This window comes from Campylobacter sp. CFSAN093226 (assembly GCF_012897595.1).
In the GTDB taxonomy this organism is placed as follows: Bacteria; Campylobacterota; Campylobacteria; order Campylobacterales; family Campylobacteraceae; genus Campylobacter_D; species Campylobacter_D jejuni.
This window is the reverse complement of record NZ_CP040608.1, coordinates 371,057-386,116: the sequence shown is the minus strand read 5'-3', so window position 1 is coordinate 386,116 and position 15,060 is coordinate 371,057. Positions and strand designations below refer to the sequence as shown.

At 30.8% G+C, this 15,060-nt stretch carries 14 protein-coding genes and 1 pseudogene; 2 read left to right on the top strand and 13 right to left on the bottom strand.

The features are described 5' to 3' along the window. Positions 1-3: 3 nt before the first annotated feature. Together FBF02_RS02025 and FBF02_RS02020 are read right to left on the bottom strand one after the other, a co-directional pair. Complete coding sequence (locus FBF02_RS02025; RefSeq protein WP_002855621.1) at positions 4-576, bottom strand: YceI family protein; 573 nt, start codon at positions 574-576, stop codon at positions 4-6. Positions 577-649: 73 nt separating this feature from the next. Next, a complete protein-coding gene (locus tag FBF02_RS02020; protein ID WP_002858673.1) occupies positions 650-1,012 on the bottom strand; it encodes an HIT family protein in 363 nt (120 codons plus the stop codon). A 107-nt stretch (positions 1,013-1,119) separates the two neighbouring features. On the opposite strand from FBF02_RS02020, the gene FBF02_RS02015 reads away from it, so the two are divergent. Beyond that, positions 1,120-1,824, top strand: coding sequence for a putative metalloprotease CJM1_0395 family protein (locus FBF02_RS02015; RefSeq protein WP_168940565.1), 705 nt, complete (start codon positions 1,120-1,122; stop codon positions 1,822-1,824). A 123-nt stretch (positions 1,825-1,947) separates the two neighbouring features. Here FBF02_RS02015 and FBF02_RS02010 read toward each other — a convergent pair whose 3' ends face one another. From FBF02_RS02010 to lgt, 11 genes and pseudogenes are all read right to left on the bottom strand, one after another. Continuing rightward, the gene (locus tag FBF02_RS02010) at positions 1,948-2,094 is read right to left on the bottom strand and encodes a hypothetical protein (RefSeq protein WP_002858682.1); all 147 of its coding nucleotides are present in this window, start codon (positions 2,092-2,094) and stop codon (positions 1,948-1,950) included. A gap of 31 nt (positions 2,095-2,125) precedes the next feature. Further along, positions 2,126-2,212: pseudogene (locus FBF02_RS09035) on the bottom strand (hypothetical protein); the annotation flags it as partial. A gap of 170 nt (positions 2,213-2,382) precedes the next feature. Then, positions 2,383-4,104 carry a GMC family oxidoreductase gene (locus FBF02_RS02005; protein WP_002851097.1) on the bottom strand — a complete coding sequence of 574 codons (1,722 nt, stop codon included), beginning with the start codon at positions 4,102-4,104 and terminating at the stop codon, positions 2,383-2,385. 1 nt (position 4,105) lies between these two features. Then, positions 4,106-4,834 (bottom strand): gluconate 2-dehydrogenase subunit 3 family protein, encoded by a 729-nt coding sequence (locus tag FBF02_RS02000; RefSeq protein ID WP_002857555.1) that lies wholly within the window; start codon positions 4,832-4,834, stop codon positions 4,106-4,108. Positions 4,835-4,969: 135 nt separating this feature from the next. Then, positions 4,970-5,674 (bottom strand): tetratricopeptide repeat protein, encoded by a 705-nt coding sequence (locus FBF02_RS01995; protein WP_002858736.1) that lies wholly within the window; start codon positions 5,672-5,674, stop codon positions 4,970-4,972. Next, the gene (locus tag FBF02_RS01990; RefSeq protein WP_002858743.1) at positions 5,674-7,503 is read right to left on the bottom strand and encodes a dynamin family protein; all 1,830 of its coding nucleotides are present in this window, start codon (positions 7,501-7,503) and stop codon (positions 5,674-5,676) included. The genes FBF02_RS01995 and FBF02_RS01990 overlap by 1 nt, the downstream gene beginning before the upstream one ends. Then, positions 7,493-9,679 carry a dynamin family protein gene (locus FBF02_RS01985; RefSeq protein ID WP_002857319.1) on the bottom strand — a complete coding sequence of 729 codons (2,187 nt, stop codon included), beginning with the start codon at positions 9,677-9,679 and terminating at the stop codon, positions 7,493-7,495. Before FBF02_RS01985 ends, FBF02_RS01990 begins: the two co-directional genes overlap by 11 nt. Before the next feature lie 27 nt (positions 9,680-9,706). Next, positions 9,707-10,432 (bottom strand): fumarate reductase iron-sulfur subunit, encoded by a 726-nt coding sequence (locus tag FBF02_RS01980; RefSeq protein ID WP_002854302.1) that lies wholly within the window; start codon positions 10,430-10,432, stop codon positions 9,707-9,709. Beyond that, positions 10,425-12,416: a fumarate reductase flavoprotein subunit gene (locus FBF02_RS01975; protein WP_002854193.1), complete on the bottom strand. Its 1,992-nt coding sequence runs from the start codon at positions 12,414-12,416 to the stop codon at positions 10,425-10,427. The genes FBF02_RS01980 and FBF02_RS01975 overlap by 8 nt, the downstream gene beginning before the upstream one ends. Further along, entirely contained in the window at positions 12,400-13,182 is a 783-nt protein-coding gene (locus FBF02_RS01970; protein ID WP_002854660.1) for a fumarate reductase cytochrome b subunit, read from the bottom strand. The genes FBF02_RS01975 and FBF02_RS01970 overlap by 17 nt, the downstream gene beginning before the upstream one ends. Before the next feature lie 69 nt (positions 13,183-13,251). Beyond that, entirely contained in the window at positions 13,252-14,067 is an 816-nt protein-coding gene (lgt, locus tag FBF02_RS01965; protein WP_002854600.1) for a prolipoprotein diacylglyceryl transferase, read from the bottom strand. Positions 14,068-14,156: 89 nt separating this feature from the next. Between lgt and FBF02_RS01960 the strand changes: the two genes are divergently transcribed. Then, entirely contained in the window at positions 14,157-15,056 is a 900-nt protein-coding gene (locus tag FBF02_RS01960) for a membrane lipoprotein lipid attachment site-containing protein (protein WP_002858704.1), read from the top strand. Positions 15,057-15,060 lie beyond the last annotated feature (4 nt).

Here is a 15,060-nt window from a genome sequence, read left to right as displayed (position 1 = left end):
AAATTATTTTTCGTTCGCTTCAACTTCGATATTTAAATTAATATCATCACTTAAAGTAATAGTTGAAGTACTTGTTGCAAATTTAAAATCAGAGCGTTTGATTTTTCCATTTAAAGAAAATCCTATTTTTTCTTTTCCATCTTTGCCTTTAGCTACACCGCCGATTTCAGCATCTAAAACGATATCTTTAGAAACTCCAGCTATAGTTAAAGTTCCTGTCATTTTGCCTTTTTCATTATCGATTTTTTCATATTTTTTCATTGTAAAAGTCATATCAGGATATTTTTTTGCTTTGAAAAAATCATCTTGTTGTAAGTGATTATCTCTTGTTTGATTTTCTGTATTTACAGATGCGATTTTTATAGTTACATCAAGCTTTTTAAATTCAGCACTCGCAGGATCAAAATCAATCACCGCAGAATAATCTTTGAAATTTCCTTTTACATTGCTAATTTGTAAATGTTTGATTTTAAAACCTACATCTGTATGTGCTTTATCTAAAGTATATTCTTTAGCAAACAAACCTGTGCTTAACAAAGACACCGCAACCAATGAACTCAATAAAACTTTTTTCATTTTTTTCCTTTTTTATAGTAATTTTCAATATAAAAATTTTATTAGATAAAACATAACAAATCATTAATAAAAATCAAAAAATTTTACTATTTAAAAATTTTACAAATTCTTCAAATTTAGGCAAATCAAGCTTTATTGTTTCTCTTTGCTGTTTTCCCCACATACACTCTGGAAAAAACGCATCTTCTTTAAATCTTGCCATAACATGAAAATGCACCCTTGGCACATAATTTGCAAAAGAGGCGATATTGATTTTTTCAGGTTTGTAAAATTCTATCATAGCCTTTTCACAAAATAAAATTTTTTCAAAAAGTTCCTTTTGCAACTCTAAAGGACAATCGCTAAATTCTTTATAAATTTCTTTAGTAAAAATTTTAAGCCAAGGCACTTGAGCCTCCTCTTTCTCTATATAAATCAAATCATTTTCATAAATCATTACATTCCTTTGAAATTGTATTTATGATTATTTTACAAAATTTATCAAATTTTTAAGTCAAAATGCGTTAAAATTCCTAAAAATTTAAAAAACAAAAAGAAGGATAAATGCAAATTAGTTCAAGTTATAACTCTTATGATTACTACTCTAGCAAACCTTCTTTTGATAAAACAAATCAATCTGATTCCACTCAAAAAGATGAAAAAAATCTTAGTGAAAATAAAGATGATAAAGAAAAAAATGGCGAACAAACCCAAATGGTTAATGGCGTAGAGCTAAGCCAAAAAGAAGTAGCTCAAGTTCGCGAACTCCAAAGTATCGATAGAAATGTAAAGGCTCATGAAGCTGCACATCAAGCAGCGGGTGGCGGCTTAGCAGGTGCTGCAAGTTTTACTTACACAAGAGGCCCTGATAATCAAATGTATGCTACAGCGGGCGAAGTTCCTATCAGCATGCAAAAAGGAAACACACCAGAAGAAACTATAGCCAATGCAAGACAAATCGCAGCAGCAGCTATGGCTCCTGCTGATCCTAGCCCACAAGACTATAAAGTTGCAGCAAATGCTACAAAAATGGAATTTGAAGCAAGAGCTGAAGCAATGAAACTTAAAGCCGAAGAAGCCAAAGAAAAAGAAGAAGAAAATAAAGAAAAAGATGACAAAAATTCAGAAAATAGCTTAGAAAAAACAGATAAAGATTCAAAAAACAACGATAAAGATTCAAATTTTGATAAAGACTTTAAAAATCTTGTCACTAGAACTTATCAACAAAATTCACAAAATAACGACATTAAATTCAGCATCGCATCTTAAAATTCTTAATTTAAATAAAAAAATTATGCCAATCTTCCTTATAAATAAAGCTTTGTTTTAAAACTAAACGGACATGTCTAAAAATTTATTTTTTTATTATCTGCTTTATCTGTATTTGTAGAATTACTTTGCTCTTCTTTTTTGGCTTCTACTTTTTTTTGTACCTTCTTGCTGTTCCATAAGCTTTAAAGTATCATATATTTGATGAACTTCCTTAGGCATACATTTATGGAAACGATGACTTGAATTTGCATGTAAAATATTTAACATTTTTTATCCTTTTTATAATTTAAATTTTTGCATTTTCAATACTTTCATCTCTAATTTTAGTAAGTGTCTGCAGAGGATTATTTCCAAAATATCTATTAAAAGAACTTAAAGTAATCATCTTGCATACCACCCTCCAAGAGCAGACTACATTTGCCTTTTTGTATAATTGTAGTTTGAATAAGAATTTATACCATTAATCATTTTTGCCTTCCTTGATATTATATACTATATCGGAAGAAAATTAAAAATTTATAATCTTGAGAGTTTTCAAAAACTCTCAAGTTATTATCAAGCTAAGCTTTTTCCACTTTTATGATATTTTAAAATACCTTCAGCACAGCGATAAGCCAAAGCTCCCACAGTATCAGTTGGATTATATCCACTATTATGTTGGAAATTTCCTGCTCCTACAACAAAAAGATTATCCGCATCCCAGTGTTGTAAATAAGTATTAACCACACTAGTTTCTCTATCTGCGCCCATGGTTGTTCCACCTGTGTTATGAGTAGATTGATAAGGCACAACGCTATAATCCTTAAGATAAGCACCTTTTTTGATTGATTTTACTCCTTGCATTCTTTTTGCTACCTCAGCTGTTTTATCTGTGATAAATTTATGCAAAGCTCTATCTTGATCAGTGAAATTATAAGTTAAGCGTAAAAGTGGCATACCAAAAGCATCTTTATAAGTTGGATCAAGACTTAAATAATTATTCTTATGAGGCAAAGAAGCACCTTGCCCTCCTACGGTAATAGCTCTTGTGAAATTATAGTTTAATGCTTTTTTAAATTCGGCACCCCAAGTTGGAGCTCCTGCTGGAAGTGGGGCTGATTGTATAGGGCGAGTTCCAAGCTGAACGCTATAAATCATAGCTCCATGAAGGAATTTTTCCTTAGAATGATCAAAATTATCTCCGTTAAAATCATCACTCGTAGTTCCTAAAGCACCTGAACCCATAAAGGTGTTAAATTGCTCATCAAAGAAAGCTGTTGTGCCCATGTTCATTTGGTAACAATAATTTCTACCTAAAGTTCCTTTACCTGTTTTTGGATCGTATTGCTCACCTATGTTGCTTACCATTAAAAGCTTAGCATTGTTAAACATATAACTTGTAAGTACAACTATATCAGCAGGCTGGATATACTCTTTCATCGTTCTAGTATCGACAAATTTTACCCCCGTTACTTTTCCGTCTTTTTTAAGAATTTGCGTTACATTACTATAAGTGCGTATGGTGTATTTACCTGTGCTCATAGCCTTTGGAATTACTGTGTTTAAAGGACTTGCTTTTGCACCATACTCACAACCAAAACGCTCACAATACGCACAGTATTGACAAGGAGCTAAATCTTGACCATCAGGGTTTGTATAGCCACCTTTAGAATTTGAAGCTGGCAAACGATAAGTGTGTAAATTTGAACTTTTTGCTGCACTTTCAAATCGTTTAAGCATTTTAGTATTTTCAAGAGGTTCTTGTGGATAAGGACTGGATCTAAAAGCTCCCATTTTTTCCGCTAAAGGATTTGGTTCACCTGATACCCCACAGGTTTTTTCAAATCTATCATAATAAGGCTCCATATCCTTATAAGTCACGCCCCAATCTTGCAAGGTATAATCATTACCTAATTTATTACCATATCTTTGTTTGCTTAGGGTTTGAATTTCAAAGTCATAAGGCATAAACCTAAAAGTCCAACCATTCCAATGCACCCCTGCACCGCCAACATTATTACCCAATAAAAACGAACCCATTTTACGATAAGGTAAGGCTAAACCACTAGGATCATGGCGAAAAGTCACAGTGTCTTTTGAGCAATCTTGCATCAAACCATAATTAATCCCATATCTCCACTCATCATGGATATAATTAAAATTTTCAGTACTTTGCATATGTCCGCGTTCTAAACTAAGTACATTCAAACCTGCTTTAGTAAGCTCTGCAGCCACTATACCTCCAGTCCATCCTGCTCCAACTGTTACTACATCTACTTTTTTTAATACTTCAGCCATTTTAACTCTCCATATCTGCTAAACCCATAGGTTCAATGTTAAAAAATTCATCACTTGCAATTTTATCCACATAGCTCATTTGTGCGCCTGGATATTGCATCATTCTCCAACCATTTTTATTATCATTTCCGCCATAAATTGGATCAGCTAAAACTCCAGCTACTGTCATATCTCTTAAAAGTGTGAAAAAATAAGAAGATTTAAAACCTGTAGTTTGAATTTTTCCTTTTTCAAAATCGCTTAAAATTTTATCCTGATCTCCACCTTTAAGCAAAGAAAAAGATTTTTTATAACGCTTTTGAGCATTTTCTTCAAGAGCATGCACGCCTTCTAAAAAAATATCTTTGCGTTGCATAGGAGTTTGATAGCCTTGTTCGGCTTTGCCCTCCATGAAAGGCCCTTGCATATATTCTCTATCATTATAACCATAAGCACTAGCTAGCTGATTATCGATAAAATAAGGCACGCCTAAACCTATAGCTCCTTCTCCTTGCTCATCTTTAGGATAAATTCTTTCACAGGCTGCACTTAAGGTATCAAATTCAGTTTGAGTTTGAAAAAACATTCTACCTCTAATTTTATTTGATTTTCCTTGTGAAGCTTGATGCGAATGCGTAAGTTCTGCTGCCTTTAAAACAGCACCGCCACCTATAGTGCTAGCTGCTACTACAGAACCACCTAGAAGCCCTAGTTTAAAAAAGCTTCTGCGATCAATAATATTGTCTTGCATTACTTCTCCTTGATAATAATTTAAACAAGACTATATTAGTCCTATTAATATAAATTTAACTTTAAAAAGCGATAAATTTTGTGTTATTCTTAATTTTATTTAAGTATATCTTTGAAAGTAATGAAAATAGAACTTTTAATAAAGCTCTATATCTTTAGAATTAAGTTCTTTATAAGCTGCACAAGCTTCTTGATGTTTTTGATCACAAGCCATACCAAAATATCTTTTTGCCTTTGTTAGATCTTGTTTTTCTAGTTGATTATAGCGTCCTAGCAAATAACAAGCCTCACCAAAACCTAAAGTGCAAGATTTAGAATAAAAAGCAAGAGCAGATTTTACACTTGCTTTAACAAGCTCTCCTTTATCATATAAAGATCCTAACTGATAACAAGCTCTTGCATTTTTTAAATCACAAGATCTTTTATAAAAACTTGAGGCCATTTGTCCATCTTTTTCTTTTTCATAAAATAAAGCTATATTATTACAACTTAATGATTCTCCTAAAGTGCAAGCTTTATTAAAAGCCAAAAGAGCTTCATTTTCATAACCTTGATTTTGCAAAAGCAAAGCCATATTAGAACACGCATTTGCTAAACCCAATTTACAAGCTTTATCATAAAATTTATAAGCTTGATTTAAATCCTTACTCACACCCCTAGCACTTTCATGCATAAAAGCTAAAGAAAAACAAGCTTTAGAAATATCTTTTTCACAAAGACTTTTAAAAATTTCATAAGCTTTATCAAATTTATTTGCCTCGTAAAGTTTTAAACCCTCTTCTAGTTCACTTAATGCAAATAATGAATTAAAAAATAAAAATAAAGTTAAAAATATTCTCATTAATCTTCCTTTATACTTTCTCTAACATTTAAAATCTGTGCTCTTCTTTTTTGAAGCTCTGCTTTTTTAAGATCTAAAAATTTATTTTTTTCTTGGATTAAATTTTGACTTTGTTCTAAAAAATTTTTTGCAATTTTTGTCAAAATAGGCTTATTAATAAGCAAAGTTTCAAACTCATAAACATTTAATTCATTTAAAACTCTTTCATAAATTTCACTTTTTTTAGGATAAAAAAGTACAAATTCAGAACTATCAAGCTCATAAAGAACACGACTTTCATTGATTTTACGACTAAAAAATGCAAGGCTTAGTTTCGTAGCATTTTCATAATTTGTAAAAGCCTTAAGATTTAATTTTTCAAAAAATAAATCAAGCTCTAAAATACTTTTAAATAAAAGCTCCTTAAAATCTTTCAAAAAGTACTCATCACTTGCATTGCAAAAAGCTCTTAATTCACTAAAATTTTTATCACTTTGGAAAATGTGATCTTTTTGTATGTTTGAAAATTCTGCTTTAAAAAGCAAAATTTCTCTTTCAAGTATGTTTATAAAATCTTTTAATTTCATCTTGATTTCTTCAAAAGATTTATAAAGTTCATTTTTGATTTTTTTAAACTCTTTACTCATCACATCACTATTATAAAACATCGCCAAAAAAGCATCGTCGCTTGAAATATAAGGCGCTTTATAATCATATCTTGTGTATAAATCTTTCTTTAAAAATCCTTTGCTTTCTTTGTAAAAATAAGCATCTTTTTCCTTAACACTTGCAAAAATTTCACTAGAAATTCTTTCGCTAATGCTTTTAAGCTGTTCTAAAATCTGATGATTTAAAATTTCAATCTCTTTTAAAAAATTTTCATACGCTAAAAGTAAATGCTTTTCATAACTTTGAAATTGATTTAATAAACGATCAAAAATACCTACAAAAAGTTGGTTTTCATCTTCTAAAATTTCGCATAAATTTAAAATTTTTCTTTTAACAAATTTTTCTTTTAAAACTGTTGTATCTAGCTGAGTTAAAAAATCAAGCAAAGATTGAAAATTAGATTTTTCATAGCTTTGCTCATCTTTAGCTTCTTTGCAAGAAATAGCAATAAGCTCATTAAAATATTTTAAAAACACACTTTTTGCATAATTTAAAACATTATCTAGCTCTTCTGCGCTTAATTTATCTTTTTGATTTAATACACAAATGCTATTTTCTCCTAAAAGTTCTAAATTTGCTTTTATGGCATCTTCTTCACTTTTTTTACCTGCATTATCAATTAAACTTAACCAAATCGCCCCATGAATATTTTTAAGTTCATCAAGAGTTGTTAAAGTATCATTTTCATTTGCATTTAAACCTGGAGTATCTACAAGAGTGATTTTTTCAAGTAAAGGAATGGGTGCAAAAATATGCAAACTTTTTGCTTGTTTTACTTCATTTCTTTGATCCGTATAAAAGGCTAATTTTTCTATATTTGTGATAATATCACTTCCATCTTCAAATTCTACTCTTAAAAAATATTCTTTTGCATAGCGTAAAAAAGTAGGTTTAAAAGTAACAGGAACAACACCCGTAGGCAAACAATCACGCCCTAAGATCAAATTTAGCAAACTTGATTTACCACTTGAAAACTGCCCTATAATAGCGATATTAACATTCTTATCCAAAGAAAACACAAGCTCTTTTAATTCATTTTCTAAAGCATAACTTGCGTGCATAAAAGGCTCGTTAAGTTCCTTGCAAAGCTCTTGAATACGCCCTTTAAAACTATCATCAAAACTCACGCTATAGGTATTTTCATAGGCTTTTATAAAATCATTTAAAAGATTAATCTGCATTTAAAAGCCCCATTTCAAGTTGTTTTAATTTTTCAATTTTTTCTAAATTTTCTTCAAAAGAATTTAAAATATTAGCATCTTGATTTTTCAGACTCTGTAAAACTTTTTCAAGACTTTCTAATTTTGATTTTTGATTTTTTTCATAATGTTTTAATTTATCATTTAAAAACTCAAAAAATGCTCCATTGATATTTAAAGAGTTTAAAATTTCGCTCATTTTAAATTCTTTAAAAGTATCAAAAATAACCGTATCTAAATTCGTTTCAAGCTCATATAAATCTGATTTTAGATTGCTTAATTTTTCAATTTTCAATCTTAAAAGTGCAAATTTTTCGCTTTGAAAAATACTATCTATATTTTTTGAAATTCCATCTTTAAAACCTTCAAAACCATTATCAAAATCATCTTTTAAAAAATCATATTTTAAAGATAAATTTGTTTTAAGCTCCTCGATTTTTTTAATATTTTCAAATTTAATTTCTCTTAAAATATCATTAATCCCATCTTTTGTGGTAATATCAACTATATTTAAAATACGAGAAAGATTAAGCTTTTGTGCATTATTTTTCAAATATTTAAACTCATCTATCAAGCGTTCTTTTAATTTTTTAGCCAAAAGTAAAACAAGATTATCTATGCCACTATCTATATTTTTAAGTTTTGCAATGGAATTTGAAATTTCATCTTGTGCTTCTTTTAATAAGGTGTTTTGCTTTTGAAGTTCAAGTAAAAGCTTTTGATTTTCTTCACTTACACCTTGTTTATTCTCCTTAATAAGACGATTTTGCATTTCATATTCGCTTAGAATATTTTTAAGCTCTAAATGCAATTCTTTTTTGTAAGCTCTTAAGGCAATCTTACTTTTTTCTCCTGCATAAAGCTCGTTAAAAAGATAGTTTTCAAATTCTTGCATACCACTTTTTTGCAAGCTTTCCTTGGACGCTAAACCTTTATAAAAATCACTTGCCATTTTAGCGCTCACACATAAAAAATCAATCTTTTCCACTAAATTTTCATCTAAATCCACAAGTCTTGATTTTAAGCTTTCCTTGGTATAAACAATGACTTCTTCTAAATCCTTTTTGCTTAACAAATCCGCTTTAGTTAAAACAATTAAAAACTTACTCAGCCTTGAATTTAAAAGACAATGCACCAAAAAGTCTGCATCTTTTTGAGTCAAGCTTTGAGAAGCATTCATTAAATGAATTAAAAAATCACTTTCTCTAAGATACTCATTTGTAACAATTTCTCTTTGAACTACAACATCATCAAGCCCTGGAGTATCAACTATAGAAATATTATTTTTTAAAAATTCTAAATGACTTTTAATTTCTATTTTTTTAATTAAAGCTGAAATTTTATTTTTAGCAGAACTGAAATTTTTAAGCTCACAAAGTGCGATATTTTGTATCAAAGGTTTATCTTTAATAAAATCTTCTATATTTACACTCTTATCCAGCTTATCAATAAATTCTTTTAAATCTGCATTAAAGTGCGAACTTTCAAGTATATTTTGCCATTCTTTTTTATCCCAAAAATATATCTTTGCTTCTTCACTCTTACCATAGCTTAATACTGTTAAATTAGCTGTTTCAGGTATGTTTGAAACCCCTAAAAAATCTTCTTTTAAAAGAGCATTTAAAAGACTTGATTTTCCTGCATTCATCACGCCAGTGATGGCTATATTAAACTCTAAATTTTGAAATTTTTCCAAAGTTTTTTGAAGTCTTGATTTTAAATTTTCATCAAAACTTAGCTTTTGAAGCTCTAAATTAATGGTGTTTAATTCTTTAAAATCATTTTGAAATAAAGCTTTTTGATCTATACTTTGAACTTTTTCTTGTAAAATAAAATCAAATATTTCGGTATTTTTCGAAATTTTTTCTAAAATTTTTAGAGCCTTAAGTAAATCTTGCTTTGAAATAAAACCTGATTTAAAAAGATTTAAAATACAAATTTGAGCATTTTGCATACTAAAAATATCCACTCTTAAATCAATTTTTTTGCAAAGCTCTTGAAATTCTTTTAAGAGAAAATATCTTTCATAATTGTCTTTATTGACACTTAAAATAATCGCACACTCGGCTGTATCAAGTTTGCTTTTATCTTGAAATTTAGCATCAAAATTTAAAAATTGGAGTTCATTTTGCCAAATTTTTTGGAATAATTCTTTCACAATCTTCCCCTTAAAAAGGGGAAAGATTTATTTATTTCTTTGAGCGACAAGTTGTCTTCTCATATAAGCGATTTTACTTTGTAAAGGTAATTCTTTAGGGCAATTATCTTCACAAGCAAGCAATGACATACAACCAAAAACACCATCATCATCGCCTACTAATTCATAAAAATCTTCCACACTTCTATGGTCATGCGGATCTTGTAAATATCTAGCTGTTCTTAAAAGCCCTGTAGCAGCTATGAAATTTGGGCGCATAAGTTTAGTTGCACAAGAAGCTACACAAATTCCACACTCTATACAACGATCAAGTTCAAAAGTTTCATCCGCAACTTCTGGCTCAATGCGTTCTTCAAGTTTAGAAATATCAGTTTCTTTTTCATTATGCACCCAGCTTTCAACACGCTTACACATGTCTTCAAACCACTCGCCTGTATTCACGCTTAAATCTTTAATATGCCTAAATGCAGGCATAGGCATAAGCTCTATCACTCCATCAGGATAATCTTTAGTCAAAGTTTTACAAGCAAGTTTTGGCACTCCATTAATCATCATTGCACAAGATCCGCAAATCCCTGCACGACAAACAAAGTCAAAACTCAGATCTGCATCCATTTTTTCACGGATCAAAGTCAAACATACAAAAACCGTCATAAAAGGAGTTTCTTCAAGCTCATAAGTCACAAAATGTGGTTTAGAAATTTTGCTTAAAGGATTGTATTTAAATGCCTTTATTGTCAATTTTCTACTCATAATCAACTCCTATTCTTTGGTTTGGTGCTTTATATTTAGCTTGCAATTCATAAGGCATTAAGGCGTTTTGAATTTCATAACGACCTTTGCCTTCAGCTTCCATTTTTTCACGGATAGCATCCACTTCAGCTTGGCGTTTTTCACTTAAAGGATTTTCTATAATATTTCCTTTAGCACCGTATCCACGGAATGCTGGTGGAATTTCCATTTTCATAATATCAAGCTCTTCGTATTCTATGCGTGGTAAGGTTTCGCCTTCTACCCAAAAAGTATTGGTTCTTTTCATCCAATTTAAATCATCTCTTTTTGGATAATCTTCCCTATAATGCGCCCCACGACTTTCTGTTCTTAAAAGCGCTCCATAAGCTACGCAAAGTGCTATTTTTAACATTCTTGGCACTCTATACGCTTCTTCAAGCTCTGGATTTGCACAATCAAGTTCTTTACAATGTACTTTAACGTCTTGAGAATCTTTATAAAGTTTTTCAAGTTCATCTACTGCTTCTTTCAAACCTTCACCTGTTCTAAAGATGGCCACCTTATCCCACATGATTTCTTTCATTCTGTTTTTGATTTCAAAAACATTATGTTTACCTTCTTTATCTACTAAAGATTTTAAATATTGATACTCTTTAGTTAAGAAGTCTTTTACTACATTTGTGTCAATTACTTCACCATTATTTTTACAATAATCTGCAAAATAATCTCCCACTATCATACCTGCTACAACAGTTTCAGCACATGAATTCCCACCTAAACGATTAAATCCGTGCATATCCCAGCAAGCTGCTTCTCCACAAGCAAAAAGTCCGTTTAACCATTGACTTTCACCCGTTGGTTTAGTTCTAATTCCACCCATAGAATAATGCTGCATTGGAAGAACTGGCGCCCAACCTTTTGGACCCTCATCTGCTGGATCAATACCATTAAAAGTTTTACAAATATCTTGTACATCGCGGAGATTTTTTTCCACATGAGCTCTTCCAAGTATAGAAATATCAAGCCATAAATGATCCCCATAAGGGCTTTTTACACCTTTGCCTTTACGAATATGTTCCATCATTCTACGACTTACCACATCACGGCTTGCAAGTTCTTTTTTCTCTGGTTCATAATCAGGCATAAAACGATATCCATCCACATCGCGTAAAATTCCACCATCACCACGACAGCCCTCAGTAAGCAAAATACCGCTTGGCACAATAGGAGTTGGATGAAATTGCACTGCTTCCATATTTGAAAGTCTGCAAAGCCCTGTTTCAAGAGCGATGGCTGCACCTGTTCCTTCACAAATTACCGCATTTGTAGTTTGTTTATAAATTCTACCATAGCCCCCTGTTGCTATCATGGTTCCTCTTGCAATATAAGCAATGAGTTGTCCATTAGTTAAATCTCTAGCGATCACACCTAAGCATTTTTTACCATCATGGATAATTCTTACTGCTTCCATTCTATCAATAATTTTTACTTGATGTTTAATAGCTTCATTTGCTACACCATAAAGCATACAATGCCCTGTTGCATCTGCGATATAGCAAGTTCTCCATTTTTTAGTTCCACCAAAATCTCTAGCATTAATAAGCCCGTGCGCTTCTTCTTTTTCTTCAATCACAGTTTTTTGTGCATTGATTACAACAGTTCTTGGACCTTTAGTAACTCTAGTCCAAGGCACACCCCAAGCCGCAAGCTCACGCACTGCTTTTGGCGCAGTTTGAGCAAACATTCTTGCTACTTCTTGATCACAGCCCCAATCACTTCCTTTTACTGTATCTGCAAAGTGAAGATCTTCATTATCACCCTCACCTTTTGCCCCATTTGCTAAACTTGCCTGCATACCTCCTTGCACCGCTGCAGAGTGAGAACGCTTCACTGGACAAATACTTAAAAGTGTTACACTTTGGCCACTCTTTGCTACTTCAATAGCCGCTCTAAGACCTGCTAATCCTCCGCCTATTACTAAAGCATCACTATATTGTATATTCATAATTTGCTCCATTGTAGTTTTTTATCATCGCAGTAGTTTGGGTTTGATTTTGGTAGTTTTCATAACCTATTTTTATAAATGCTGCAAGACTTAACACACCTAAAACTAGGAAGAAAATACTGATTATCCATTTAGCAGTTTTAAGCTTTTTGCGACTTTCTTTTACATTTTTTCCTTCAAACCAACCCCATTTAACACAAAGTCTATAAAGCCCTATACTTCCATGAAGTTCAACACAGACTAAAAGAACAGCATAAAAAAGCCACATAAAATGACTTACAACCCTATCTCCTGACATATCGCCGCTGATTTTATCTGCATTGGTTACAATAAAAATAAGATGAGCAGAACCTAAGAAAAACATAATAAAACCTGTAAAAGCTTGAACCCACCATAACGAAGTATCGCTGTGATTCATTTTTTTACTGTGTGTTCTTAGTATTTGATACTGACGGTAATTAATAGGAAATTTTCTCATTGCAAGTAAAGCATGAACGAAAAAAACCACTAAAACACAGGCGGCTAAAAATGAAGTAAGATAACTCATAACAGGATTATCGTAAACAAATTTTAATTCTAAAAAATGCACTACAGAATTAAAAAAATCCTCACTGACTAAAATTGTAGAAACAAAAAGCATATGCACCCACATAAAAAGACCTAAAAAAAGCCCTGAAGCACTTTGGATAAAGTCTAATTTCGCAGGCATTTTACTTTTTTTGCCCTCAATGCTCTTACCCAAATAACCTTCGATAAGCTCACGCATCTTTACTCCTTTGTAAAAAGAAATTAAAAAAAATCCATTTCATTATATTACAAAAGTCTTTAAGATAGATTAAATATTTACTTTTTTAAACTTTATACAAATATAAACTAACAAAGCTGTTATAAACATTATAAAACTTAAAATTTGCCCCATACTCATACCCCATAAAACAAAACCTATACCAAAATCAGGCTCGCGATAAAATTCACATATAAATCTTGCCAATGAATAAGCACCAGCATACACAAGAATCAATTCCCCTTGAAAGCTTTGCTTAAATCTTGCTAAATAAACTATAATAAAAACAACAATACCTTCTAAAAATGCTTCATAAAGTTGCGATGGATGGCGCAATACTCCATCAACATAAATTCCCCAAGGCACATTTGTAATGCGACCAAAAAGCTCTTGATTTAAAAAATTTCCTATACGACCAAAAACATAAGCCAATGGAACACTTAAAGCAACCAAATCAAGAAAAATCCAAGGATTTGTTTTATATTTTTTACAAAACAATAAAGTAGCTATCAAAAATCCTATAATTGCTCCATGATAACTCATACCTCGAATACCTACAAATTCACCATTAATATAAGGATTAAAAATTTGCCAAGGATGAGTAATATAATACATAGTATTTGCATCATAAATCAAAATATATCCAAGTCTTGCACCTAAAATAACCCCTATTTCAACCCATATAAAATAACTATCCAAATGTTTTTCATTAATGTCTAGTTGAAATTTTCTTACAAAAAATTTAGCCAAAAGCAAAGCCAAAAGCAAAGCTATAACATACATAATGCCATACCAATGCACCTTTAAACCAAAGATGCTAAAAGCTATAACATTAAAATTTGAATAAATATGCTGCCAAAATTCCATATATCTTTCCTAATTTTCTTTTATAAAAATATAACAAAAAAACTTTAACTTGCTATAATTAACACAAACACATTAAATAAAGGTAAAAAATGAAAAAATATATTTTACTTGCTAGTAGTATGTTAATTTTAGCAGCTTGTGGGGGTACAAGTAGTAATTTTGTCAATGTTTCTATGCCAAATTTTAAACCCCAAGTTCCAACAAAGGTTGAACCTATTGATTCTGGAGTAAGCATTGCTCTTGTGCCTATTAATATAGAACAAAATAACAATTATTCTGATTATTTTGAAAATTCAGTGCTTAAAATTCGCATAGAAAAAGAAATTGATCTTTTAAAACAAAATTTAGAAGAGCAGATCAAAACCATCGCTCAACTAAAAGGCTATAAAATAGTTACTACTAATCCAGACTACACTCTTAAAAGTTCAATCAGTATTTATACGGAAGAAAAAAATGTACAAAAAACAAGCAATTTTATGAGTGGAGATTATGTAAAATCCAATTTAGGTATAAATTTTAAAGGTAAAATAGATTTTATAGATGCACACAATCCACAAAATTCAACCAATCTTTCAAGTAGCACTAAACTAGATTCTTTAGTTGCGCTTAACTATCCTATTAAAAATGATGATGGGGTTAATATGTTTAAAACTACTATCTCTACCGTACCAACTCAACTCAATAAAGGTTTAGAGCAACCTGCTTTTGAAATTGATAAAAGTTTTTTAGCTTTTTATAAAAATACATTAAATACACTTTATAACAATCTACCAAAAGCAACAGACATAGGCAAAACTATACCTAATACAAACAGTGGTTTTAATAGTTTTGATGGCGATGCTACCTTTGAAGAAAGCTTACCTCAAACAAATTCTAATCAAAATAATACAATTGAAAACGCGCCTACACAAAATATTCCTACAAATCCATCTTCAACAAATCAAAATAATCAAAGTAAAAATCAAGATGGGGTAGAAATATTTGAATGATAAA